Origin of the sequence: Salmonella enterica subsp. arizonae, assembly GCF_008692845.1 — a bacterium.
In the GTDB taxonomy this organism is placed as follows: Bacteria; Pseudomonadota; Gammaproteobacteria; order Enterobacterales; family Enterobacteriaceae; genus Salmonella; species Salmonella arizonae.
On the sequence record NZ_VXJW01000002.1, the window covers coordinates 449,279 to 473,473 of the forward strand.

General features: G+C 53.4%; 25 protein-coding genes and 1 pseudogene. 11 read left to right on the top strand and 15 right to left on the bottom strand.

Annotated elements, in window-relative coordinates; translation table 11 throughout:
• Positions 1-177: 177 nt before the first annotated feature.
• Positions 178-1,542 (top strand): MFS transporter, encoded by a 1,365-nt coding sequence (locus F4V61_RS06780; RefSeq protein WP_001000924.1) that lies wholly within the window; start codon positions 178-180, stop codon positions 1,540-1,542.
• Between the two features lie 46 nt (positions 1,543-1,588).
• Here F4V61_RS06780 and F4V61_RS06785 read toward each other — a convergent pair whose 3' ends face one another.
• Positions 1,589-2,080: a YajQ family cyclic di-GMP-binding protein gene (locus F4V61_RS06785; RefSeq protein ID WP_001138896.1), complete on the bottom strand. Its 492-nt coding sequence runs from the start codon at positions 2,078-2,080 to the stop codon at positions 1,589-1,591.
• 125 nt (positions 2,081-2,205) lie between these two features.
• Between F4V61_RS06785 and panE the strand changes: the two genes are divergently transcribed.
• Together panE and yajL are read left to right on the top strand one after the other, a co-directional pair.
• On the top strand, positions 2,206-3,117 hold the full coding sequence (gene panE / locus F4V61_RS06790) for a 2-dehydropantoate 2-reductase (protein WP_000705828.1): 912 nt from the start codon (positions 2,206-2,208) through the stop codon (positions 3,115-3,117).
• Positions 3,080-3,670, top strand: a complete 591-nt coding sequence (gene yajL, locus F4V61_RS06795; protein ID WP_079828071.1) for a protein deglycase YajL — start codon at positions 3,080-3,082, stop codon at positions 3,668-3,670. The genes panE and yajL overlap by 38 nt, the downstream gene beginning before the upstream one ends.
• A gap of 94 nt (positions 3,671-3,764) precedes the next feature.
• Here yajL and thiI read toward each other — a convergent pair whose 3' ends face one another.
• Positions 3,765-5,213: a tRNA uracil 4-sulfurtransferase ThiI gene (gene thiI, locus F4V61_RS06800; protein ID WP_038396738.1), complete on the bottom strand. Its 1,449-nt coding sequence runs from the start codon at positions 5,211-5,213 to the stop codon at positions 3,765-3,767.
• A gap of 211 nt (positions 5,214-5,424) precedes the next feature.
• On the opposite strand from thiI, the gene xseB reads away from it, so the two are divergent.
• From xseB to F4V61_RS22345, 4 genes and pseudogenes are all read left to right on the top strand, one after another.
• Positions 5,425-5,667: an exodeoxyribonuclease VII small subunit gene (gene xseB, locus F4V61_RS06805; RefSeq protein ID WP_001124944.1), complete on the top strand. Its 243-nt coding sequence runs from the start codon at positions 5,425-5,427 to the stop codon at positions 5,665-5,667.
• On the top strand, positions 5,668-6,567 hold the full coding sequence (ispA, locus tag F4V61_RS06810) for a (2E,6E)-farnesyl diphosphate synthase (protein ID WP_058345703.1): 900 nt from the start codon (positions 5,668-5,670) through the stop codon (positions 6,565-6,567).
• 23 nt (positions 6,568-6,590) lie between these two features.
• On the top strand, positions 6,591-8,453 hold the full coding sequence (gene dxs / locus F4V61_RS06815) for a 1-deoxy-D-xylulose-5-phosphate synthase (RefSeq protein WP_058819137.1): 1,863 nt from the start codon (positions 6,591-6,593) through the stop codon (positions 8,451-8,453).
• A 141-nt stretch (positions 8,454-8,594) separates the two neighbouring features.
• Positions 8,595-8,681: pseudogene (locus tag F4V61_RS22345) on the top strand (hypothetical protein); the annotation flags it as partial.
• 57 nt (positions 8,682-8,738) lie between these two features.
• Here F4V61_RS22345 and pgpA read toward each other — a convergent pair.
• The 6 genes from pgpA to nrdR all read right to left on the bottom strand — a co-directional run bounded on the left by pgpA (position 8,739) and on the right by nrdR (position 12,843).
• Positions 8,739-9,254, bottom strand: coding sequence for a phosphatidylglycerophosphatase A (gene pgpA, locus F4V61_RS06825; protein WP_000154058.1), 516 nt, complete (start codon positions 9,252-9,254; stop codon positions 8,739-8,741).
• Positions 9,232-10,209: a thiamine-phosphate kinase gene (thiL, locus tag F4V61_RS06830; protein ID WP_000752149.1), complete on the bottom strand. Its 978-nt coding sequence runs from the start codon at positions 10,207-10,209 to the stop codon at positions 9,232-9,234. The genes pgpA and thiL overlap by 23 nt, the downstream gene beginning before the upstream one ends.
• 78 nt (positions 10,210-10,287) lie before the next feature.
• Positions 10,288-10,707 (bottom strand): transcription antitermination factor NusB, encoded by a 420-nt coding sequence (gene nusB / locus F4V61_RS06835; protein ID WP_000801129.1) that lies wholly within the window; start codon positions 10,705-10,707, stop codon positions 10,288-10,290.
• A gap of 20 nt (positions 10,708-10,727) precedes the next feature.
• Complete coding sequence (gene ribH, locus F4V61_RS06840) at positions 10,728-11,198, bottom strand: 6,7-dimethyl-8-ribityllumazine synthase (RefSeq protein ID WP_001021368.1); 471 nt, start codon at positions 11,196-11,198, stop codon at positions 10,728-10,730.
• 88 nt (positions 11,199-11,286) lie between these two features.
• Positions 11,287-12,390 carry a bifunctional diaminohydroxyphosphoribosylaminopyrimidine deaminase/5-amino-6-(5-phosphoribosylamino)uracil reductase RibD gene (gene ribD, locus F4V61_RS06845; RefSeq protein WP_058345705.1) on the bottom strand — a complete coding sequence of 368 codons (1,104 nt, stop codon included), beginning with the start codon at positions 12,388-12,390 and terminating at the stop codon, positions 11,287-11,289.
• Between the two features lie 3 nt (positions 12,391-12,393).
• Positions 12,394-12,843 (bottom strand): transcriptional regulator NrdR, encoded by a 450-nt coding sequence (gene nrdR / locus F4V61_RS06850; protein ID WP_000543531.1) that lies wholly within the window; start codon positions 12,841-12,843, stop codon positions 12,394-12,396.
• Positions 12,844-12,994: 151 nt separating this feature from the next.
• Here nrdR and F4V61_RS06855 point away from each other — a divergent pair, with 151 nt between their 5' ends.
• A complete protein-coding gene (locus F4V61_RS06855) occupies positions 12,995-13,534 on the top strand; it encodes a DUF3251 domain-containing protein (RefSeq protein ID WP_000198490.1) in 540 nt (179 codons plus the stop codon).
• Between the two features lie 299 nt (positions 13,535-13,833).
• Positions 13,834-14,697 (top strand): nucleoside-specific channel-forming protein Tsx, encoded by an 864-nt coding sequence (locus F4V61_RS06860; RefSeq protein ID WP_038396748.1) that lies wholly within the window; start codon positions 13,834-13,836, stop codon positions 14,695-14,697.
• Between the two features lie 78 nt (positions 14,698-14,775).
• On the opposite strand, the gene yajD is transcribed toward F4V61_RS06860, so the two are convergent.
• The 6 genes from yajD to queA form a co-directional block, all read right to left on the bottom strand.
• Positions 14,776-15,123 carry an HNH nuclease YajD gene (gene yajD, locus F4V61_RS06865; RefSeq protein WP_079828875.1) on the bottom strand — a complete coding sequence of 116 codons (348 nt, stop codon included), beginning with the start codon at positions 15,121-15,123 and terminating at the stop codon, positions 14,776-14,778.
• 167 nt (positions 15,124-15,290) lie between these two features.
• Positions 15,291-16,262, bottom strand: coding sequence for a protein translocase subunit SecF (secF, locus tag F4V61_RS06870; protein ID WP_000046624.1), 972 nt, complete (start codon positions 16,260-16,262; stop codon positions 15,291-15,293).
• Positions 16,263-16,272: 10 nt separating this feature from the next.
• A complete protein-coding gene (secD, locus tag F4V61_RS06875; RefSeq protein ID WP_071820926.1) occupies positions 16,273-18,120 on the bottom strand; it encodes a protein translocase subunit SecD in 1,848 nt (615 codons plus the stop codon).
• Positions 18,121-18,147: 27 nt separating this feature from the next.
• Positions 18,148-18,480 carry a preprotein translocase subunit YajC gene (gene yajC, locus F4V61_RS06880; RefSeq protein ID WP_000007630.1) on the bottom strand — a complete coding sequence of 111 codons (333 nt, stop codon included), beginning with the start codon at positions 18,478-18,480 and terminating at the stop codon, positions 18,148-18,150.
• Positions 18,481-18,502: 22 nt separating this feature from the next.
• Positions 18,503-19,630, bottom strand: a complete 1,128-nt coding sequence (gene tgt, locus F4V61_RS06885) for a tRNA guanosine(34) transglycosylase Tgt (protein WP_038396750.1) — start codon at positions 19,628-19,630, stop codon at positions 18,503-18,505.
• Positions 19,631-19,683: 53 nt separating this feature from the next.
• The gene (queA, locus tag F4V61_RS06890) at positions 19,684-20,754 is read right to left on the bottom strand and encodes a tRNA preQ1(34) S-adenosylmethionine ribosyltransferase-isomerase QueA (protein WP_001266539.1); all 1,071 of its coding nucleotides are present in this window, start codon (positions 20,752-20,754) and stop codon (positions 19,684-19,686) included.
• Positions 20,755-20,847: 93 nt separating this feature from the next.
• Between queA and acpH the strand changes: the two genes are divergently transcribed.
• Together acpH and F4V61_RS06900 are read left to right on the top strand one after the other, a co-directional pair.
• Entirely contained in the window at positions 20,848-21,429 is a 582-nt protein-coding gene (gene acpH, locus F4V61_RS06895) for an ACP phosphodiesterase (protein WP_038396754.1), read from the top strand.
• A gap of 209 nt (positions 21,430-21,638) precedes the next feature.
• Entirely contained in the window at positions 21,639-22,241 is a 603-nt protein-coding gene (locus tag F4V61_RS06900) for a peroxiredoxin (RefSeq protein WP_000244728.1), read from the top strand.
• A gap of 71 nt (positions 22,242-22,312) precedes the next feature.
• On the opposite strand, the gene malZ is transcribed toward F4V61_RS06900, so the two are convergent.
• The gene (gene malZ, locus F4V61_RS06905) at positions 22,313-24,130 is read right to left on the bottom strand and encodes a maltodextrin glucosidase (RefSeq protein WP_080152484.1); all 1,818 of its coding nucleotides are present in this window, start codon (positions 24,128-24,130) and stop codon (positions 22,313-22,315) included.
• Positions 24,131-24,195 lie beyond the last annotated feature (65 nt).

The window sequence follows — 24,195 nt, forward strand, 5'->3', positions numbered from 1 at the left end:
AGATAGCAGTACCTGAGTAGCGTTTCTCCCTCATCAGATCTCGCTGACAATGAGTAATCAGCTTATGTCTCTTTGCCGCGCAAATGAGTCAATAATGTAATATTTGTTAATTAAGCCTCTATTTACCCTGCCCGCTCTCCGCACTACACTACTCCCGGCTAATATATTGAGGTGGCAATGAACGATTACAAAATGACGCCGGGCGAGCTGCGCGCCACCTGGGGTTTGGGAACGGTATTTTCGCTGCGTATGCTTGGCATGTTTATGGTTCTGCCCGTGCTGACTACATACGGTATGGCGCTTCAGGGCGCCAGCGAAGCGCTCATCGGGATAGCTATCGGCATTTATGGCCTGGCGCAGGCGATTTTTCAAATTCCTTTCGGATTGCTTTCTGACCGCATTGGTCGTAAGCCGCTGATTGTCGGCGGACTGGCTGTATTTGTCGCGGGCAGCGTCATTGCCGCCCTCTCCCACTCAATCTGGGGCATTATTCTGGGACGCGCGCTACAGGGGTCCGGCGCTATTGCCGCCGCCGTCATGGCGCTACTGTCGGACTTAACCAGGGAGCAAAACCGCACCAAAGCGATGGCATTTATCGGCGTCAGCTTTGGCATCACCTTCGCCATTGCCATGGTATTAGGGCCGATCGTTACCCATATTCTGGGATTGAACGCGCTGTTCTGGATGATCGCCGCCCTCGCTACCCTGGGCATTATTCTGACGCTCTGGGTGGTTCCCAACAGTACAAACCATGTGCTGAATCGCGAATCCGGCATGGTCAAAGGTAGCTTCAATAAGGTGCTGGCGGAGCCGAGGCTGCTCAAGCTCAACTTCGGCATCATGTGCCTGCATATTTTATTAATGTCCACCTTTGTCGCCCTGCCCGGCCAGCTTGCCGATGCCGGTTTCCCTGCCGCCGAACACTGGAAGGTATATCTGGCGACCATGGTGATCGCCTTTGCCGCCGTCGTGCCTTTTATTATCTACGCTGAAGTCAAGCGGCGGATGAAGCAGGTATTTCTGTTCTGCGTGGGACTTATTATCGTCGCAGAAATCTTGTTGTGGGAAGCGGGCCAGCATTTCTGGGAGCTGGTGATTGGCGTACAACTCTTTTTCCTCGCCTTTAATTTGATGGAAGCGCTGCTGCCTTCCCTTATCAGCAAAGAGTCGCCTGCAGGGTATAAAGGAACGGCGATGGGCGTCTATTCTACCAGCCAGTTTCTTGGCGTGGCGCTTGGCGGCTCGCTGGGCGGCTGGATAGACGGCACGTTTGACGGACAAACCGTCTTCCTTGCCGGGGCCGTACTGGCGATAGTATGGCTGGCGGTGGCAAGTACGATGAAAGAGCCGCCCTATGTCAGCAGCCTGCGTGTGGAAATTCCAGCGGATATCGTTGCTGACGACAGGCTAAAACAACGGCTGTTGTCAATGAAAGGCGTAAGCGAAGCGCTCATCGTGGCGGAAGAACATTCTGCTTACGTCAAAATCGACAGCAAAGTGACCAATCGCTTTGAAGTTGAACAGCTTATCAGCAAAGGATGAATGCAGAATTGCCGGATGGCGACGAGGCCTTATCCGGCATAACAGCTTAATCGCGGAAGTTTTTGAACTGGAACGGCTGGCCTAAATCGCCGCCGCGAACCAGCGCCATTACCGATTGTAGATCGTCACGTGATTTTCCCGTCACGCGAATCTCTTCCCCCTGAATTTGCGCCTGCACCTTCAGTTTGCTGTCTTTAATCAGCTTGACGATTTTCTTCTGCACGGCGCTTTCAATGCCCTGCTTCAACTTCGCTTCCACAAACCAGGTTTTACCGCTGTGTACGAACTCGGCCGGTACATCCAGCGAAGCGCCTTCAATGCCGCGTTTAAGCAACTTGGCGCGCAGAATGTCGAGCAACTGATTGACCTGGAAATCGGACTCGCTCAACACCTTGATGGTTTTATTGGCATCGTTCAGCTCAATAGTCGCCTCTACGCCACGAAAGTCAAAACGTGACTCAACCTCGCGGACCGCGTTATCCACGCCGTTACGCGCTTCATGCAGATCAACTTCAGAAACAATATCGAAAGATGGCATCTTTTCTTCTCCCTTCATTTTCGTTGCGTTGCATAATACCTGCAACGAGGCTTAACGAGAAGCTTAGCTGATGACGCTATAATTAGCGCCATAACACCTGGCGCTGTTGCAGGTGAGGAGGAGGAATGAAAATTACTGTACTGGGATGCGGAGCCTTAGGACAACTTTGGCTTACGGCTCTGTGCAAACACGGACATGACGTACAGGGCTGGCTACGCGTGCCACAACCTTATTGCAGCGTAAATCTGATCGACACCGATGGTTCCTTTTTCAATGAATCGCTGACGGCAAACGATCCGGATTTTTTAGCGAAGAGCGAACTATTGTTAGTCACGCTGAAAGCCTGGCAGGTTTCCGACGCAGTACGAACTCTGGCGTCAACTCTACCGGTGACGTCGCCTATTCTGCTCATTCATAATGGAATGGGTACTATAGAAGAACTGCAAAATATCCAGCAGCCGATGTTGATGGGGACTATCACCCATGCTGCGCGCCGCGACGGTAATATCATTATTCACGTTGCCAACGGTACTACGCATATTGGCCCGGCGCGCGAGCAAGACGGCGATTACAGTTATCTCGCTGAGATCCTGCAGGGGGTACTGCCCGATGTCGCCTGGCATAACAACATCCGCGCAGAGATGTGGCGCAAACTGGCGGTTAACTGTGTTATCAACCCGCTCACCGCATTATGGAACTGCCCGAACGGCGCGCTGCGCCATCATCCTGATGAAATTAACGCGCTTTGCGAAGAGGTCGCCGCCGTGATTGAACGTGAAGGTTACCACACATCGGCAGACAATTTACGCTATTATGTTGAGCAAGTGATTGACAGTACGGCAGAAAATATCTCATCCATGCTGCAGGACGTGCGCGCCATGCGACATACCGAGATTGACTATATCACCGGTTATTTACTCAAGCGCGCCCGTGTGCATGGTCTCGCCGTTCCGGAAAATAGCCGCCTGTTTGAAATGGTAAAGCGAAAGGAGAGTGAGTATGAGCGCTCAGGCACTGGTATGCCTCGCCCCTGGTAGTGAAGAGACCGAAGCGGTTACTACTATCGATCTGCTGGTTCGCGGCGGAATTAACGTCACCACCGCCAGCGTCGCCAGTGATGGCTCCCTGACTATCGTCTGCTCGCGCGGCGTGAAACTACTGGCGGATGCGCCGCTGGTTGAAGTCGCCGACGGCAATTATGACATCATCGTGTTGCCCGGCGGTATTAAGGGCGCCGAATGCTTTCGCGACAGCACATTGCTGGTCGAAACGGTGAAACAATTTCATCGTTCCGGGCGCATTGTCGCGGCCATTTGCGCCGCTGCCGCTACGGTTCTCGTGCCGCATGACATATTCCCCATCGGCAATATGACCGGTTTTCCGGCGCTGAAAGATAAGATTCCCGCCGAGCAGTGGCAGGATAAGCGCGTGGTGTGGGATGCGCGGGTAAAATTATTAACCAGCCAGGGGCCGGGCACTGCTATCGATTTTGGGTTAAAAATCATCGATCTGCTGGTTGGTCGTGAAAAAGCGCATGAAGTGGCTTCGCAACTAGTGATGGCCGCAGGGATTTATAATTATTACGAGTGATTCGCTTGCCGGATGGCACCGCGCATATCCGGCCTACAAGATCCTATAATCTGTAGATCGGATAAGGCAATTATGCCGCCATCCGGCAAAAGGGTTACGGACGATAGACCTTCACATTGGCAAAGCCCTGCTCGCGCAGATAGAGCGCCTGTAACCGACTCATCACGCCGCGTTCGCACCACAGCAACCAGGTTTTGCTCTGATCGAGGTCGCCAAATTTGGTGCTCAGCTTGTAGAACGGCAGAGAAACAACGTCAATCCCTTCCACTTTTAGCGGCTTGTCATCCTGTTCATCGATAGAACGGATATCCAGAATCACATCATTGGCGCCAAAACCGCTAACGGTTTCTACCTCCACGACCTCCTGCTGGGCCTGCTGGGCGATTTCACGAATGTCAACGTTGTTCGCTTCTTCTACCACCTTATCGAGAATACTGAAGTCGAAATTTTCTTCTTCGGCTTCAATTTTCGCTTTAATGGCTTTTACCGTCGGACTTTTTGAAATCACGCCACAGTATTCCGGCATCGTACGGGCAAAATCTTCCGTACCAATCTGGCGCGCCAGGTTGATAATATGCTCTTTATCGTAAGAGATTAGCGGGCGCAGGATTAGCGTATCAGACACATTATCGATCAGGCGCAGGTTAGTCAGCGTCTGGCTGGAAACCTGCCCCAGCGCTTCGCCGGTCACTAGCGCCTGCACGCCGTAACGTTCCGCCACTTTCGACGCCGCGCGCACCATCATGCGCTTGAGTACGACGCCCATCTGACCGTCATCGACTTTCTCCAGAATCTCGCCGACGACTGGCTCGAAGTTAATCGCCACAAAACGCACCCGATGGGAACTGCCAAAGCGGTTCCACAAATAATGCGCCACCTGGCGAACGCCGATTTCATGTGCCGCGCCGCCAAGATTAAAGAAGCAGTAGTGTACGCGGCAGCCGCGACGCATCAACATATAGCTGGAGACGCCGGAGTCAAAACCGCCGGAAATCAGCGACAATACATCTTCCTGGGTGCCAATCGGGAAACCGCCAATACCTTCATAACGCCCTTTGATCAGGAACAGACGGTCATCTTCCACTTCCAGATGTACCGTCACATCCGGGTTAGCGAGCTTCACGCGCGCCGATTCAATATGCTGATTTAATCCGCCGCCAACATAGCGCTCCACTTCAATGGAACTAAACTCATGCTTACCGCGACGTTTTACGCGCACACAGAAGGTTTTACCCTCAAGTTGCTCGCGATACTGCGCCAACGCTTTCTCGAAAATGTCGTGCATATCGGTGAACGGCACATCTTCGACTTCAAGAATATGGTGAATCCCCGGAATGCGGGTCAGCGCATCGCGAATCGCCAGACGCTGGTTTTCATCTTTGGCGCGAACTTCAATGTTATCCCAGTGACGGACAACCGCGAGGGTCTCATCGTAGTGCTTTAAAACGTTACGGATGTTCCCGGCTAAAATTTTTATAAAGCGCAAACGCACAGATTGGCTTTTGATAGTGATTTCCGGGAACAATTTAATGATAAACTTCATGGCGGCAATGGTTCTTTAGCAAGCTATCTAAGGCTTGTCGTGGAAAAAAATAGTACAGCAGCCCACACCTACGGCTGCATCCAGGCGCGGAAGTATATCACTATCACGGACATCTTGCGCATTTCCCCTTACCATTGCACGTTATTTGCTTATCAGTGCGAGTCCGTTACCATAGACTTGTGCTGCCATTACAGAGAGTCAAACAGTCATCATGCCGAAGAAAAATGAGGCGCCCGCCAGCTTTGAAACCGCGCTGAGCGAGCTGGAACATATCGTTACCCGCCTGGAAAGCGGCGATTTGCCGCTTGAAGATGCGCTAAATGAATTTGAGCGCGGCGTACAACTGGCGCGTCAGGGGCAGGCAAAACTGCAGCAGGCGGAACAGCGTGTGCAAATTTTGCTGTCTGATAATGAAGAAGCTTCACCTGAGCCTTTTATCGCGGATAATGAGTAAATGGACTTTATGCAGCAGCTCCAGGCTTGCGTATCGCAAGCGAATCAGGCGCTGAGCCGTTTTATCGCGCCACTGCCCTTTCAGAACACTCCCGTAGTCGAAGCCATGCAATATGGCGCATTATTAGGCGGTAAGCGCCTGCGGCCATTTCTGGTTTACGCCACCGGTCAGATGCTTGGCGTCAGCACGGCGACGCTGGATGTGCCAGCCGCTGCGGTTGAATGCATCCATGCATATTCGCTGATCCATGACGATCTGCCGGCGATGGACGATGATGATTTGCGCCGCGGCCTGCCGACTTGCCATATTAAATTCGGCGAAGCCAATGCGATTCTGGCGGGAGACGCGCTGCAAACGCTGGCGTTTGCCATTATCAGCGACGCGCCGATGCCAGAAGTCGCCGATCGCGATCGTATCGCAATGATTGCCGAACTGGCGAACGCCAGCGGTATCGCCGGAATGTGCGGCGGTCAGGCATTGGATCTGGCGGCAGAAGGCCAGCAAATAAGCCTGGACGCGCTGGAACGCATTCATCGCCATAAGACTGGCGCGCTCATTCGCGCCGCCGTTCGGCTTGGCGCATTGAGCGCTGGCGATAAGGGGCGGAATACTTTGCCGATACTTGATCGCTACGCGGAGAGTATCGGCCTTGCCTTCCAGGTTCAGGATGACATTCTGGATGTGGTGGGCGATACTGCAACGTTAGGTAAACGTCAGGGCGCAGACCAGCAGCTTGGCAAAAGTACCTATCCTGCACTTCTGGGTCTTGAGCAAGCCCGGAATAAAGCCTGGGACCTGATAGAGGACGCCCGTCAGTCGTTACATCAACTGGCCGCACAATCACTGGACACCTCGGCACTGGAAGCGCTAGCGAACTACATAATCCAGCGTGATAAATAAACCCCATATCCTATGAGCTTGCGATGAGTTTTGATATAGCCAAATACCCTACCCTGGCATTGGTCGACTCCACCCAGGAGCTACGACTGTTACCGAAAGAGAGTCTGCCGAAACTCTGCGACGAGCTACGCCGCTATTTACTCGACAGCGTAAGCCGTTCCAGCGGGCACTTCGCTTCCGGGCTGGGCACGGTGGAACTGACCGTGGCGCTGCATTATGTCTATAACACCCCGTTTGACCAACTGATCTGGGATGTCGGTCACCAGGCTTATCCGCATAAAATCCTTACCGGTCGTCGCGACAAAATCGGCACCATTCGTCAGAAAGGCGGCCTGCACCCCTTCCCGTGGCGCGGCGAAAGCGAATACGACGTGCTGAGCGTCGGGCATTCCTCCACCTCCATCAGCGCCGGTATCGGTATTGCCGTGGCGGCGGAGAAAGAAGGTAAAGATCGCCGCACCGTCTGCGTGATTGGCGACGGCGCAATCACCGCCGGTATGGCATTTGAAGCGATGAACCACGCAGGCGATATCCGGCCCGACATGCTGGTCATTCTTAACGACAATGAAATGTCGATTTCGGAAAACGTCGGCGCGCTCAACAACCATCTGGCGCAGCTACTTTCCGGCAAGCTTTACTCTTCCCTGCGCGAAGGCGGAAAAAAGGTCTTCTCCGGCGTACCGCCGATTAAAGAACTGCTCAAGCGTACCGAAGAACATATTAAAGGCATGGTTGTGCCGGGGACATTGTTCGAAGAGCTGGGCTTTAACTACATCGGGCCGGTAGATGGTCATGATGTGATGGGACTTATCAGCACGTTGAAGAATATGCGCGACCTGAAAGGCCCGCAGTTCCTGCATATCATGACCAAAAAAGGCCGCGGCTATGAGCCCGCAGAAAAAGATCCGATCACTTTCCATGCGGTGCCTAAATTCGATCCTTCCAGCGGATGTTTGCCGAAAAGCAGCGGCAGTCTGCCAGCTTATTCAAAAATCTTCGGCGACTGGCTGTGTGAAACTGCCGCCAAAGACAGCAAGCTGATGGCGATCACTCCGGCAATGCGCGAAGGTTCCGGCATGGTGGAATTTTCACGTAAATTCCCGGATCGCTATTTTGACGTGGCAATCGCCGAGCAGCATGCCGTCACTTTCGCCGCAGGTCTGGCGATTGGCGGCTATAAGCCCGTCGTTGCGATCTACTCGACTTTCCTGCAGCGCGCTTACGACCAGGTCATTCACGACATCGCGATCCAGAAACTGCCGGTCATGTTTGCCATCGATCGCGCCGGCATCGTTGGCGCGGATGGACAAACGCACCAGGGCGCGTTCGATCTCTCTTATCTGCGCTGTATTCCGGATATGGTGATCATGACGCCAAGCGACGAGAATGAGTGTCGCCAGATGCTATTTACCGGCTATCACTATAACGACGGCCCGACGGCAGTACGTTATCCACGCGGCAATGCGCAGGGCGTGGCGCTAACCCCGCTGGAAAAACTGCCTATTGGTAAAGGCATTGTGAAGCGTCATGGCGAAAAACTCGCGATTCTGAACTTTGGCACATTAATGCCAGAGGCGGCGAAAGTCGCCGAAGCGTTGAACGCCACGCTGGTCGACATGCGCTTTGTTAAACCGCTGGACGAAACGTTAATTCTGGAAATGGCCGCGCGGCATGAAGCGCTGGCGACGCTGGAAGAAAACGCCATTATGGGCGGCGCAGGAAGCGGTGTAAACGAGGTGTTGATGGCGCATCGTAAACCCGTACCGGTACTGAATATCGGTCTTCCGGATTTCTTTATCCCGCAAGGGACGCAAGAAGAAGCCCGCGCGGAACTGGGGCTCGACGCCGCAGGCATTGAAGCGAAAATCAAGGCCTGGCTGGCATAATCCCCTCCTCGCTCCTGCTATGCTTGAAGAGTGACGGGTATAACAGGAGCGGAGTAATGCAATACAACACCTTAGGAAATACGGATCTTCAGGTTTCCCGCCTTTGTCTGGGCTGCATGACATTCGGCGAGCCGAGTCGCGAATGCCGTTGATTTAACGCTGAAACCGGAGCAGATTGCCGAACTGGAAACGCCGTACAAGCAGCATCCGGTGGTCGGATTTAAATAACGGTCGGCACCCGATAGCGCTACGCTTATCGGACCTACAATAGACTCCAGGAAAGAGTTAAATTACACCGATCGGCCAGTGGTGACCGATAAAATACAGTATTCCGGCGGATATCACACCAGCGACGATATCATCGATCATGATCCCCATGCCGCCATGCACGTTGCGATCAAACCAACGGATCGGCCAGGGCTTCCACATATCCAGAATGCGGAAAATAATAAACCCGGCCGCTACCCACTGCCAGGCAGTCGTCGGCAACGCCATCAGTGTTATCCACATGCCGATAAATTCGTCCCAGACAATACTGCCGTGATCGTGTACGCCCATATCTTTCGCTGTCTGATGGCAAAGATAAACGCCAATGCAGATGCCAAACATTACGACCAGCGAATAAAGCTGCCACGGCAGAAACGTCATCAGATACCAGAAAGGGATCGCCGCCAGCGAGCCCATCGTGCCTGGCACCACGGGACTCAGCCCGCTACCAAACCCGGTGGCGAGCAGATGCCACGGATTGCGCAAATTCAGGCGGCTTTTCGCAACATCTTTATGGCGTGGCAAAATGGTCATATCCTTTCCAGTCAAAGGTAACAGGCATTCCGTCACGTACAAAACTCAGCCCTTCAACATCCGCGCTCATTTGGCCAATGCAGGTAAAGGGGACGCCCAGTTGACCGATAGCGACATCCAGCGCGCCGCGGTTCAGTTCCGGCACCGTAAAGCACAGCTCGTAGTCTTCGCCGCCGGAAAGCGTCCAGCGCAGCGCCTGCCCGGCATCAACATGCCGCATCATCGCGGCGGATTTGGGCAGCGCATCAACATCCACCTTTGCTCCACAGCCGCTGGCCTTGACGATATGCCCCAGATCGGAAATCAGGCCGTCGGAAATATCGATAGCCGCGCTGGCAATATCACGTAGCGCCTGGCCGTGTAAAATACGCGGCGTGGGGCGTAAATGACGTTTAATAAAATAGTGGGCGTCTGTCTCCTCCGACACCAGGAGCCGGTTTTGCAAAACCGCCAGCCCGGCAGCGCTGTCGCCTGGCGTACCGGTGATATAAATCCAGTCGCCCGGCTTCGCACCAGCGCGCTTGAGCGCGCGCCCTGCCGGAATATAACCGTGGATACCCAACGTCATCGACAACGGTCCACGCGTGGTGTCGCCGCCGATGAGCTGCATATCATAGTAATTTAATAACTCAAACAGGCTGTCGCTAAAGGCCTCCAGCCACGGCTCATCCACTTCCGGTAACGTTATCGCCAGCGTTAACCACGCCGGATCTGCCCCCATCGCGGCCAGATCGCTTAAATTCACCGCCAGAGCTTTATAAGCCAGATCGGCAGGATCGATATCAGGGAGGAAGTGGTTGCCCGCCACCAGAGTATCGGTACTGATCGCCAGCGTCTGTTTTTCAGGAATATTCAGGAGCGCGCAATCGTCGCCAATACCGGTTTCAACATCAAGACGAGTGCTTCTTACACGGTCAAAATAACGGGCAATCAGGGAAAATTCGCCACATGCCATACGTTATGCCTCAGCAGAAAAAAAGAAAAGGCCGGAGACGACGGGTATCGTTCGCCCGCTACCTTTCCGGCCTGTGAATCACTTTTTGTTGGGACGAATCACTGGAGCTGCTTTATCCAGTACGCCATTGACGAATTTATGGCTGTCTTCAGCGCCAAAGGTTTTCGCCAGTTCAATCGCTTCGTTGATGGCCACTTTATAAGGCACATCGCTGCGTTTTGACAGCTCAAACAGCGCAATACGCAACACGGCTTTTTCAACCTGCCCCAGCTCTTCAAGCAGACGGGACAGATAAGGTTTCATTAAACCATCCAGGTACGCGCTGTTAGTCGCCACCCCGGACAGCAGTTCACGGAAATAGAGAACGTCGACGTCTTTTACGTCCTGTTCCGCCAGGAACTGGTATTCAACATCAGCGATGTCGTTCTGGGACAACTGCCAGGAGTAAAGCGCCTGGACGGCACACTCACGGGCGCGGCGACGAGCAGCAGGTTTCACGGAATTCCCCTTACAAAAAATCAGGCCTTAATGGCTTTCAATACATTAATCATTTCAAGCGCGGTCAGCGCAGCTTCTGCGCCTTTATTACCGGCTTTTGTACCAGCACGTTCGATGGCTTGTTCAATACTCTCGGTGGTCAGTACACCAAAGGCTACCGGCACGCCGCTGTCCTGGGCAACGTTTGCCAGTCCATTGCTGGCGCCGCCTGCCACATATTCAAAGTGCGCAGTACCTCCGCGAATCACGGTTCCCAGCGCAATCACGGCGTCATATTTACCGCTTTTCGCCAGCGCATCGGTTGCCAGCGGCAATTCATAAGCGCCTGGCACCCACACTACGGTAATATTATCATCTTTTACCTGACCAATACGCGTCAGGGCATCAACAGCGCCATCCAGCAGGCTGTCGTTGATAAACTGATTGAAACGCGCAATAGTGATGGCGACACGAGCGTCAGGGGCGGCAACGTTAGCTTTAATAATGTTCATATTCTCTCTTCCAGGGTTCATTTGGCCCCGCAGGGGGGCGGATTTTATCATAATAATTTAATCGCTGCTCCCCTTTCGACGGGAGATCTCATGCGCTCACCATGTGCAGGCAAACATCCGGGCCGACATGACGTATTTCGCTGAAGGTAAATTGCGGCGCATCGGCGAGCTTCTCAAGCCCCGGCAATTCGCATAATCCCCGCGCCTGTGTTCCCAACAATTTAGGCGCGACATAGACAATCAGTTCATCAACCAGCCCGGCTTGCAGCAACGCGCCCGCCAGCCCCGGTCCGGCTTCAACCCAAATGCTATTAATCTGCTGCCTGCCTAATTGCATCATCAGCACAACCAGATCTAAATGTCCGTTGTGCGCCGGCACGCTGATAGTACGAACCGAATCGGGCCACGCGCGGCTATCTTCCTGGATACGGGCAATCCACGTTTCGCCAGGCTGTTGCACAATACGATGCGCAGGCGTTACCCGGTTTTGGCTGTCGATAACAATTCGCACCGGCTGGCGCAGATTTTCCTGCGGGTAAGAAGCCTGCGTAGATGCGTCTAACTCCGCCCAACGCACCGTCAAGGCCGGATCGTCAGCCAATACCGTCGCGCTACTGGTTAAGATAGCGTGGCTTTGCGCACGCAAGCGCTGAACGTCGCGCCGGGCCTGCGGCGAGGTGATCCACTGGCTTTCGCCGCTGGCCATCGCCGTCCGTCCGTCCACGGAGGCGCCCAGCTTAAGCTGAAGATAAGGGAACCCGGTACGCATTCGCTTGAGGAAGCCTTTATTGAGCGCCTCCGCTTCACTCATCATTAACCCGTGGCTGACCGCAATTCCCGCCTGTTGCAGACGATACAGCCCGCGTCCGGCGACCTGTGGGTTCGGGTCCTGCATCGCGGCGACAACGCGCGCGACGCCAGCCGCAATCAGCGCATCGCAACATGGCGGCGTTCGCCCGTGATGGCTACAGGGTTCAAGCGTGACATAGGCGGTTGCGCCTTTGGCTTTTGCGCCCGCCATCCGTAGCGCGTGTACCTCGGCGTGCGGCTCTCCGGCGCGCTGGTGATAACCTTCGCCGACGATTTCTCCATTATTAACAATGACGCAGCCGACATTAGGGTTCGGGTGAGTGGTGAAACGTCCACGCTGCGCCAGTTTTAGCGCTCGCGCCATATAAAACTCATCCTGCATGGCTTAGTCCTGTAGGCGAGCGATTTCTTCGCCAAAATCTTTGATATCTTCGAAACTGCGATAGACGGAGGCAAAGCGAATATACGCGACTTTATCGAGTTTTTTCAGTTGCTCCATGACCAGATTGCCAATCATCTTACTGGGAACTTCACGCTCCCCAGTGGCACGTAATTTTGACTTAATATGATTCAATGCCATTTCAACATCGTCCGCGCTGACAGGCCTTTTTTCCAGCGCTCTCAACATACCGCTGCGCAGCTTATCCTCATTAAAGGGTTCGCGCACATCGTTGCTTTTTATCACGCGCGGCATCACCAGTTCAGCCACTTCAAATGTCGTAAAGCGCTCATTACAAACCAGGCACTGCCGACGGCGGCGTACGGACGAGCCCTCGCCTACAAGACGAGAGTCAATGACTTTGGTATCTACGGCGAAACAAAATGGGCAATGCATACGGCATCCTGAACAGATGGTTTAGAAAACGTTATTTTACCCTGAACTGGCGCGACAACAAAGGCAGAGCGCTTTTGAGACAAAGGATCGATGCCTTTGTTCGTTTAGAAAGCTACCATTACGCTATCGGACCATGAAGGAAATAATTGACATGACAAGACGTTACCTAAGAGTCATCCTGGCAGGAAGTCTCTTAAGCCTGACCGCCTGCGCGCCGCAAAGCGAAGTTCGCCAGATGCATCAAAGTATTAGCACTCTGAATAAAGAGATGAATCAACTGAATCAGGAAACGGTAAAAATTACCCAACAAAATAAGCTGAATGTGGATTCAACTCGCGGCGTCTATCTGTTGCCTGGCGCAAATACGCCTGCCCGTCTGAAGAGTCAGATCGGTACGCTACGTATGACGTTGCTGGATATTGCGCCTGTCGCTGACGGCACCCACGCCATGTTACGTATTCAGGGCGAGTCCCGCGATCCGCTGCCGGCATTCAGCGCTACCGTAGAGTATGGTCAGATTCAGGGCACTACGGAGAACTATCAGGAGGTGGATGTGCAGCGCCTTCTGGTAAACGCGCCGGCCAGTTTGCTGGCACCCAGTGATGTCAATATTCCGTTACAGTTAAAGAGCATTACGCCTGAGCGGTTAGGTTTTATTCGCATCCACGATATCCAGCCTGTTAATCAATGAACGTTCTGGCGGGGCGTTTTGTGCGCTCCGTAACATACCCTGCGCTACTTTTGTTGCCCTCTTGACATTTTCGTCATTTCTGGCATGGATTGGCAATATTCATGAAAGCCAGTACAATCGCCATGCCTAAAATACGCAAACGTGAACGCAATCGATTACGTAAATGATAGATATGTGAAACAACACATATTTTTGTGAGCAATGATTTTTATAATAGGCTCCGCAGAAACACGAAATATTTAGAAACGCAAATTGCGTTTTTTTCACTCCCGCAAGGGATTTCAAACAGTGGCATACATATGAAAAAAACTTTAATCGCAGTCAGCGCAGCGCTTGCGCTCACCTCATCTTTTACTGTTAACGCAGCAGAAAATGATCAGCCGCAGTATCTGTCCGACTGGTGGCACCAGAGCGTAAACGTGGTAGGAAGCTACCATACCCGTTTCTCTCCGAAACTGAACAACGACGTCTATCTGGAATATGAAGCCTTTGCCAAGAAAGATTGGTTTGATTTCTATGGCTACATCGACATTCCCAAAACCTTCGGTTGGGGTAACGGCAACGATAAAGGCGCATGGGATGACGGCTCCCCGATGTTTATGGAAATCGAACCGCGTTTCTCAATTGATAAACTGACCGGCGTGAATCTGGGATTCGGCCCATTTAAAGAGTGGTACTTCGCCAACAACTATATCTACGATATGGGCGATAATAAAGCCAGCCGCCAGAGCACCTGGTACATGGGTCTGGGGACAGATATCGACACCGGTCTGCCGATGGGGCTGTCGCTGAACGTGTATGCGAAATACCAGTGGCAAAACTACGGCGCGTCCAATGAAAACGAGTGGGACGGCTACCGTTTCAAAGTGAAATACTTCGTCCCCATCACCGATCTGTGGGGCGGTAAACTGAGCTATATCGGCTTTACCAACTTTGACTGGGGATCTGATTTAGGCGATGATCCGAACCGTACCAGCAACTCAATCGCTTCCAGCCATATCCTGGCGCTGAACTATGATCACTGGCACTACTCGGTCGTTGCGCGTTACTTCCATAACGGCGGACAGTGGCAGAATGGCGCAAAACTGAACTGGGGCGACGGCGATTTCAGCGCGAAATCTACCGGCTGGGGCGGCTACCTGGTCGTGGGCTACAACTTCTGATTCGCGTAATACGCCGGGAATCTCCGGCGTATTCACGATAAAATGCCGGGCAGAGACTGCGCTCCGGCATCTTTGCTCTCACTTCTTCTTATTCATCATCGCCTTCAGATCGGCAAACGGGTTATAGGTCGCCTCGCCGACATCTTTTTGCGCGTCTTCCCCGGCAATGACCGTCGAACCGTACTGATCGGCTTCGGTATATTTGGAATGTTCATGATCGTGACAGTAGAGGCACAGTAGCTCCCAGTTGCTGCCGTCTTCCGGATTATTGGTATGGTCGTGATCGATATGATGCACCGTTAATTCACGCAGATTTGAATACTCAAACTCACGGGAACAGCGTCCACACACCCATGGGAATAGTTTCAGCGCCTTTTCACGATAGCCGCTTTCCAGCCGCGCATAATTTTTAGGGATAATCGCCATGTCAGATACCTGGATAATAGAAGGGGTGATGCGCAAGTGTCCCGCGAAGTCGGGTTTTTGGCAATCCTCAAAAAGAAGAGTCTGTTACGCCATCTTTTCGCGTTGGATGGCGCATGGAAAAATCCCGGTCAGATGGCCGGGATGTAGAGTGTTATATCAACGCCTGTTTACGGCAGAATAGACGGTTGATCCGCCCCTTCTTTCTCGACTTTCTGCTGCAGCATATGCTCGCGCTTCATACCAAGTTTCAGCGCCAGCGCCGATGCGACATAGATAGAAGATGCCGTACCGATAGAGACGCCGATCAGCATCGTCAGTGAGAAGCCTTCCAGTACCGGACCGCCGAAGAGGTACAACATCAGAATCACCACTAACGTCGTACCGGAGGTAATCAACGTACGGTGTAGCGTCTGGGTCAGCGACACGTTAAATATTTCGTAAGGCGTCCCGCGACGAATTTTGCGGAAGTTTTCACGAATACGGTCAGAGACCACGATACTGTCGTTTAGCGAGTAACCGATCACCGACATCAGCGATGCCACGATGGTCAGGTCAATCTCAATATGGAAAAGCGACAGTATCCCCAGCGTAATGATCACGTCGTGCGCCAGCGCGATGACCACTCCTGCCGCCAGCCGCCACTCAAAGCGGAAACCAACGTAAACGAGGATAGAGATTAACGCCACCAGCAGCGCCATAGCGCCGGTTTGCGCCAGATCGGCGCCCACGCTTGGCCCCACGAATTCAATACGCTTTACGGCCGCATTCTGGTTGGTGGCTTCATTAATGATCGTCACTACTTTACTGCCCAGTACCTGACCGCCGGTTTCGCCTTCGGTTGGCGGCATACGCACCATAATGTCGTGGCTGCTGCCAAAGTTCTGCAACTGCGGCTCTTCGAAGCCCGCCTTTTGCAGAGCTTCGCGCATCACGTCCATTTCAGCCGGTTTTTCCAGCGTGATTTCAATCACCGTGCCACCGGTGAAATCCAGCCCCCAGTTAAACCCGCGTACGCCCATAATAACAATGGCCGCGATCAGCAACAGCCCGGAGATGCCGAATGCCCAGAAGTCCCAGCGCATAAAATCATAGACTTTACGGCCGTGGTTTAGTTGTTCAACAGTGTATTCCTGTGCCACATCGCACTCCTCAAATTGACAGCTTAGTGACGCGCTTGCCGCCATATAGCAGGTTTACGATAGCACGCGTACCGATAATCGCGGTGAACATCGACGTCGCCACACCGATACCGGTCGTAATCGCGAACCCTTTAATCGCTCCGGTACCGACGGCATACAGGATGATGACTTTAATCAGCGTCGTGATGTTAGCATCAAAGATGGAACTGAACGCGCCGGCATAGCCTTCGTTGATCGCCTGCTGTACCGTGCGGCCATTGCTCAACTCTTCTTTGATACGTTCGTTAATCAGAACGTTGGCGTCGACCGCGACCGCAAGGGTTAAGACGATACCTGCAATACCCGGCATACTGAGTGTTGCCCCCGGCAACAGCGACATAATACCGACAATCAACACCAGGTTAGCGACCAGGGCGCTGGTGGCAATCAGACCAAACTTCTTATAGAAGAAGATCATGAACAGGATGGAGACCACCAGACCAGCCAGACACGCTTCCAGACCCTGCTTAATGTTTTGCATCCCCAAGGTCGGGCCGATGGTGCGTTCTTCTACGATCTGAATTGGCGCAATCAGAGCGCCCGCGCGCAGCAACAGCGAGAGCTGGCGCGCTTCGTTTGGATTGCTAATGCCGGTGATACGGAAGCTGTTCCCCAGGCGAGACTGGATGTTGGCGATGTTAATCACCTCTTCCTGTTTCACCAGTACGGCGCGACCGTTAGCATCTTTCTTACCGCTGTCTTTATACTCCACAAACAGGGTCGCCATCGGTTTGCCGATGTTGTCCTTAGTGAAGTTAGACATGATGTTGCCGCCCGCGCTATCCAGCGAGATGTTAACCTGCGGCTGGTTGTACTCATCCTGGCTTGACGTAGAGTCGGTGATATGGTCGCCAGTGAGTATCACGCGTTTGTACAATACAACCGGCTGACCTTCACGGGTCTGCTTCACTTCGGAATCCCCCGGCACGCGCCCGGCGGCGGCGGCGGCCTGGTCAACGTTAGTATTCACCAGACGGAATTCCAGCGTTGCTGTCGCGCCCAGAATTTCTTTCGCGCGTGCAGTATCCTGAATGCCCGGCAGCTCAACCACAATACGGTCGGCGCCCTGGCGTTGTACGACAGGCTCGGCGACGCCTAGTTGGTTAACACGGTTACGCAGAATGTTAATGTTCTGCTGAACGGCGTACTCGCGCGCTTCACTCAGGCGCGCATCGGTCATTACCGCGCGAAGCGCGTTGCCGCCCTGGCTGGAAATCACAAGGTCACGATGACGCGGCGTCAGATACGTGATCGCCTCATCACGCGCTTTGCTGTCACGGAACGTGATGCTCAGCCCATAATTATCTTCTTTACGAACGGTCGTATAAGGAATGCCTTCTTCACGCAGATCGCTGCGCAGGCTATCGATATTCTGTTCCTGGAGTTTACCCAACGCGGTATCCATATCCACTTCCATCAAGAAGTGAACGCCGCCGCGCAGGTCAAGACCGAGCTTCATCGGATCGGCGTGAATAGCCGCCAACCAGCGCGGCGTCGCCGGCGCAAGGTTAAGCGCGACGACATATTTATCCCCCAGCACGCTCACCAGAGCTTCGCGAGCGCGCAACTGAGTATCGGTGGAGTCGAAGCGCGCAAGAATAGCGCCCTCTTCCAGTGCCACAGACTTAGCGGGAATTTTTTCTTCTTGTAACGTTTTCTGGACCTGGATCAGCGTTTGCTCACTGGCGGCGACGCCGCGCACGCCAGTGATTTGAACAGCCGGATCCTCACCATACAGGTTGGGAAGTGCGTAAAGCAGGCCGACGATAATCACGACGACCAGCATGATGTACTTCCACAAAGGATAACGGTTTAACACGGCAGTTCCCTTTGGGAAAACGAAATATTACAGCGCCTTCATGGTGCCTTTCGGCAGAACGGCAGCTACGAAGTCACGTTTGATAACCACTTCCGTGGTGTCATTCAGCGCGATGGCAATGTAGCCAGATTCCGCTACTTTGGTCACTCGACCGACCAGACCGCCATTCGTCAGAACTTCATCACCTTTCGCAATGGAGTCCATCAGCTTTTTGTGCTCTTTGGTGCGCTTCTGCTGCGGACGCAGGATCATAAAATAGAAAATCAGACCAAACACCACCAGCATTAAAATCAGAGACATCGGGCTGCCCTGCGCTGGAGCACCTGTTGCCGCTACCGCATCAGAAATAAAAAAGCTCATTCAAATTCCCTCATTATTAAAATTAATCAACATTCAAAGGTGGAACGGGTCGCCCCTGACGTTGGTAAAACTCGGTTACGAAGCTCTCTAATTTACCCTCTTCAATAGCCTTGCGTAAACCCGCCATCAAACGCTGGTAGTAACGCAAGTTATGAATGGTATTGAGACGCGCGCCTAATATTTCGTTGCAACGGTCAAGATGATGCAAGTAAGCGCGTGAATAATTGCGACAGGTGTAGCAATCGCATTCGGCGTCAAGCGGGCTGGTGTCGCTTTTATGCTTCGCGTTACGAATCTTCACCACGCCATCGGTCACAAACAGATGACCATTACGGGCATTTCGCGTTGGCATGACACAGTCAAACATATCAATACCGCGACGTACGCCTTCCACCAGATCTTCCGGTTTACCCACGCCCATCAGGTAACGCGGTTTGTCAGCCGGGATCTGCGGGCAGACGTGCTCCAGAATACGGTGCATATCCGCTTTCGGCTCACCGACAGCCAAACCGCCGACAGCGTAGCCATCAAAGCCAATCTCTACCAGACCTTTCACCGAGATATCGCGTAAATCTTCGTAAACGCTGCCCTGAATGATGCCAAAAAGCGCATTTTTGTTGCCCAGGCCGTCGAAACGGTCGCGGCTACGTTTCGCCCAACGCAACGACATCTCCATCGAGCGTTTCGCATAGTCCCAGTCTGCCGGGTACGGCGTACATTCATCAAAGATCATCACGATATCGGAACCGAGATCGTACTGGATCTCCATCGACTTTTCCGGATCGAGGAAAATCGGATCGCCGTTGATCGGATTGCGGAAGTGTACGCCCTGCTCGGTGATCTTACGGATATCGCCGAGGCTAAAGACCTGGAAGCCCCCGGAATCGGTCAAAATGGGCCCTTTCCACTGCATAAAATCATGCAGATCGCCATGCAGCTTCATGATTTCCTGCCCCGGACGCAGCCACAGGTGGAAAGTATTACCGAGAATGATTTGCGCGCCGGTCGCTTCAACTTCCTCCGGCGTCATGCCTTTTACAGTACCGTAGGTGCCAACGGGCATAAATGCGGGTGTTTCAACTACGCCGCGTTCAAACACGAGACGGCCGCGACGCGCGCGACCATCGGTGGTATCTAACTCAAATTTCATTATCACTCCTGCGTCAGAAAAACAGTCTGACGTTAAATACGCGCATCGCGGACTTATTCCCCGACCCGTTCAAAAATAGCCTGCGGATTGTACGTGATAAACATCGCGTCCCCGTAGCTAAAAAAGCGATATTTTTGTTCCACCGCAGCCTTATAAGCATTCATGGTGTGCTCATAACCGGCAAACGCGGAAACCAGCATAATCAACGTAGATTCCGGCAGGTGGAAGTTGGTGACCAACGCATCAATCACTTTGTATTGATAACCCGGATAAATAAAGATTTGCGTATCGCCGAAAAACGGCTCTATCAAATCGCTTTTTGCCGCCTGCGCCGCGCTCTCCAGTGAGCGTACCGAGGTCGTGCCCACGGCGATAACACGATTACCGCGCGCTTTCGCCGCCAGCACCGCGTCAACCACCTCTTGCGGCACTTCCGCGTATTCGGAATGCATAATGTGATCTTCAATAGTATCGACACGCACCGGCTGGAAAGTGCCCGCTCCTACGTGTAGCGTGACAAACGCCATTTCGATACCTTTTTCCCGAAGCGCCGCCAGAAGCGGCTTATCAAAGTGCAGCCCGGCAGTCGGCGCGGCGACGGCGCCCGGTTTTTCACTGTAGACCGTCTGGTACAGTTCGCGGTCGGCGTCTTCGTCCGGACGGTCGATATACGGCGGCAGCGGCATATGTCCGATGGCGTTGAGAATATCCAGCACCGGACGTTCGTCATTAAATTCAACTTCAAACAGCGCGCCGTGACGCGCAGTCATGGTTGCGTGAATGTTTTCGTCATCGCCCAGTAGCAGTTCCGTACCCGGTTTTGGCGCTTTAGAGGCGCGAATATGCGCCAGGATGCGTTTATCATCCAGCATACGCTCGACCAGCACCTCAATCTTGCCGCCGCTGGCTTTACGGCCAAAAAGACGCGCCGGGATCACGCGGGTATTGTTAAAGACCAGCACATCGCCAGGGTTGAGCTTATCGAGCAGATCGGTGAAAGTACCGTGCGTCAGCGCGCCCGTCGGCCCCTCTAATGACAGCAAACGGCAGCGACTGCGCTCCGGCTGTGGGTAGTGGGCAATCAGGGATTCGGGTAGTTCAAAGGAAAAATCGGTAACGCGCATGACTCTGACTCAGACTAAAATAAGAGGCGGGTAGTCTAGTGCCGGGGCGTTCCCGCTGCAACCGTTACCCGCGTTTTGGACAGAGAATCAATAATGAATTTTCTTGCTCACCTGCATCTGGCGCACCTTGCCGACAGCTCGCTTTCCGGTAATCTTCTGGCCGATTTTGTCCGGGGAAACCCGGCAACGCATTATCCTCCTGACGTCGTAGAGGGTATTTATATGCATCGGCGTATTGACGTCATGACCGACAACCTGCCGGAAGTCCGTGAGGCGCGAGAGTGGTTCCGCCATGAAACGCGGCGCGTGGCGCCCATTACGCTGGACGTAATGTGGGATCATTTTTTATCACGCCACTGGACGCAAATTTCCCCCGATTTTCCACTTCAGTCGTTTATCGGCTATGCTCATGCGCAGGTCGCGACTATTTTGCCCGATTCCCCGCCGCGCTTTGTCAACCTGAATGATTATCTTTGGTCAGAAAAATGGTTAGAACGTTATCGCGATATGGATTTCATTCAAAACGTGCTGAATGGCATGGCGAATCGTCGTCCCCGGCTGGATGCCCTGCGTGATTCCTGGTACGATCTGGATGCGCACTACGACGCGTTAGAAGAACGCTTCTGGCATTTTTATCCGCGTATGATGGCACAGGCCGCCCGCAAAGCGCTTTGACTGCCAGATAGCAAGGGCGATGCGTCAAATACTCGTTGGCAAAAAAATCTCCCGCTGTCATAAAGGGGTCATCATTACGATTTATAATGATCCGATCGATAGGCAAAAGCTGTCTTATTGATTGTCAAGACCGCATTGTTTTGTCGCTTCGCCCTTCCTATACTGCCCGCGTTGCGTTCTAAAACCTTTAATATTGCAGGAGAATTATTATGGTACTGGTTACTCGTCAGGCCCCGGATTTCACCGCTGCAGCGGTACTGGGTAACGGTGAAATTGTTGATAAGTTCAACTTCAAACAGCACACCAATGGTAAAACGACCGTTCTGTTCTTCTGGCCGATGGACTTCACTTTTGTTTGCCCGTCTGAGCTGATTGCATTTGATAAACGTTATGAAGAATTCCAGAAGCGCGGCGTTGAAGTGGTCGGCGTTTCTTTCGACTCTGAATTCGTCCACAACGCATGGCGTAACACCCCTGTCGATAAAGGCGGCATTGGCCCGGTGAAATACGCGATGGTCGCTGACGTGAAGCGTGAAATACAGAAAGCTTACGGTATCGAACATCCGGACGAAGGCGTTGCGCTGCGCGGCTCTTTCCTGATTGACGCTAACGGTATTGTTCGCCACCAGGTCGTAAACGATCTGCCGCTGGGGCGTAATATCGACGAAATGCTGCGTATGGTCGACGCGCTGCAGTTCCACGAAGAGCACGGCGATGTCTGCCCGGCACAGTGGGAAAAAGGAAAAGAAGGCATGAACGCCTCTCCGGACGGCGTGGCTAAATACCTGGCTGAGAACATTTCCAGCCTGTAAGCCAGTATATTGACGAAAGGCTCGCGATAGCGAGCCTTTTTTACGCGTGCTGTTTTACGAGCCACAGCGTCTCAACAATTCATCCATACCGTCGCGGAAATTACGGGCAGAGTAAGTATCCCTTCGCTAATGTTCCCCCTTCCCGTTTTACATTGCCATCCGGCCACGTTAAGCAACGGCGAAGCTTCCAGCGCCACCTCACAGGCCTCGCCCCGATTAATCGCTACCAGTGCCCGCTGCTGCTGATAAACCCGCACGAACACCACTACGTCACCTTCGGCATACAGCGCCTGACATCCGCCGCGACGCAGCGCCAGACTGCGCTGGCGCAGTTTCGTCATACGCTGATACAGCGCCAGCAAGTTACCGTCCTGCTTACTTTCATCCCACGGGAACGGTTTGCGACACATCGGGTCATTCGCGCCGTCTACGCCCACTTCATCTCCGTAATAGATACACGGCACGCCGGGCCAGGTAAACAGCCAAACCACTGCCAATGGCAAACGTGCCACATCTTTCCCCAGCAGGGTTTTAAAACGCGCGGTATCATGACTGTCGAGTTGATTAAACATGCGCAGTTGTTGCTGGTGCGATAATCCGGCGCGGTAGTTATCCATCCACGCCATACAGATCCGGGCATCAATATGCTGCGGCTCGTAAGCGATATCGGTATTGGCGAGGAATCCCCACAGCGGGAAGGTGAAGCCGCGATAATTCATGGCGGCATCTTCCGCATCGGCCTGTAGCCACTGCCGCGCATCGCCAAAATGCTCTCCTACAATATAGGCTTCGGGCTGCGCCTCTTTTGCCGCCTGGGTAATACCGACGACGTGCTGCAAGTTTTTGCGCGCGCCGCCCGCCTCGCCCAGCATATGCACGACATCCAGGCGCCAGCCGTCCATATTCCACGGCGCGTTTAGCCAGTGACGAACAATACTGTCCTCACCGCGATAGATCTCCTCCACCAGCGTTTCTGATTGATAATCGAGTTTCGGCAGGCTCGGATAACCCAGCCAGTCCAGCGCCACGCCTTCTGGTGAAAAGGAGTACCAGTCGCGCCACGGCGAGTCCGGATGATGACACGCGCCGCCAGTGCTGCATTTATGTCTGTCAAACCATGCATGCGAGTCGCCGCTATGGTTAAATACGCCGTCCAGCACCAGCCGCATTCCCTGCGCTTGCGTTTCACGCCGCAGACGTAACAGTGCTTGATCGCCGCCAAATTGCGGATCGACATGACGATAATCTTCCGTATCGTACTTATGGACGCTTGGCGCGGTAAATACCGGATTCAGATACAGCGCCGTCACGCCCAGTTTTTTCAGATACGGCAGCTTCTCGCAAATGCCGTTCAGACAGCCGCCATAGAACGTAGAACCGCCTGCCTGTGTGGTTAAGGGATCATTCCAGTCGCGCAGGACAATTTCCCGGCCAGCGGCATGATGGTAATATACTCTGTCCTGCTCTGCTTCACGCGTCTCGCTGCGGGCAAAGCGATCCGGGAAGATCTGATAAAAAATTTGATCGGCAACCCACTGTGGTCCGCTATCCGGCACATCAACCGCAAACTGTTCCAGACGCGCAGGCGGAAAACGGCTAAATCCCTGCGGCGTAAACCACTGCTGGCGGTCATGCCAAAGCAATTTAAAGCTGTAGCGACGACGGGGCTGTCCTGATGCGATACCGAGCGTGGCTCGCCACGCCGTCACGCCCGGCTGCGGTTGACGGCGTTGTTTGCGCATCGCCAGTGAGATTTCTTCATTATCGAATTCTGAGCGCAACGTCACGCGAGAAGGCAGATTTTCTCCGCTCAGCCACAACGTAATGGTCAATTTATCGTTGTGTTGCTTAACAAACGGAGCAACCGGTAGGTGCCAGGCGTTTAACATCACGTATCCCCTCTGCTGAAAAAAAGCCACCTTGCCACAGGGATTTAAAGGATAACTCATCATTC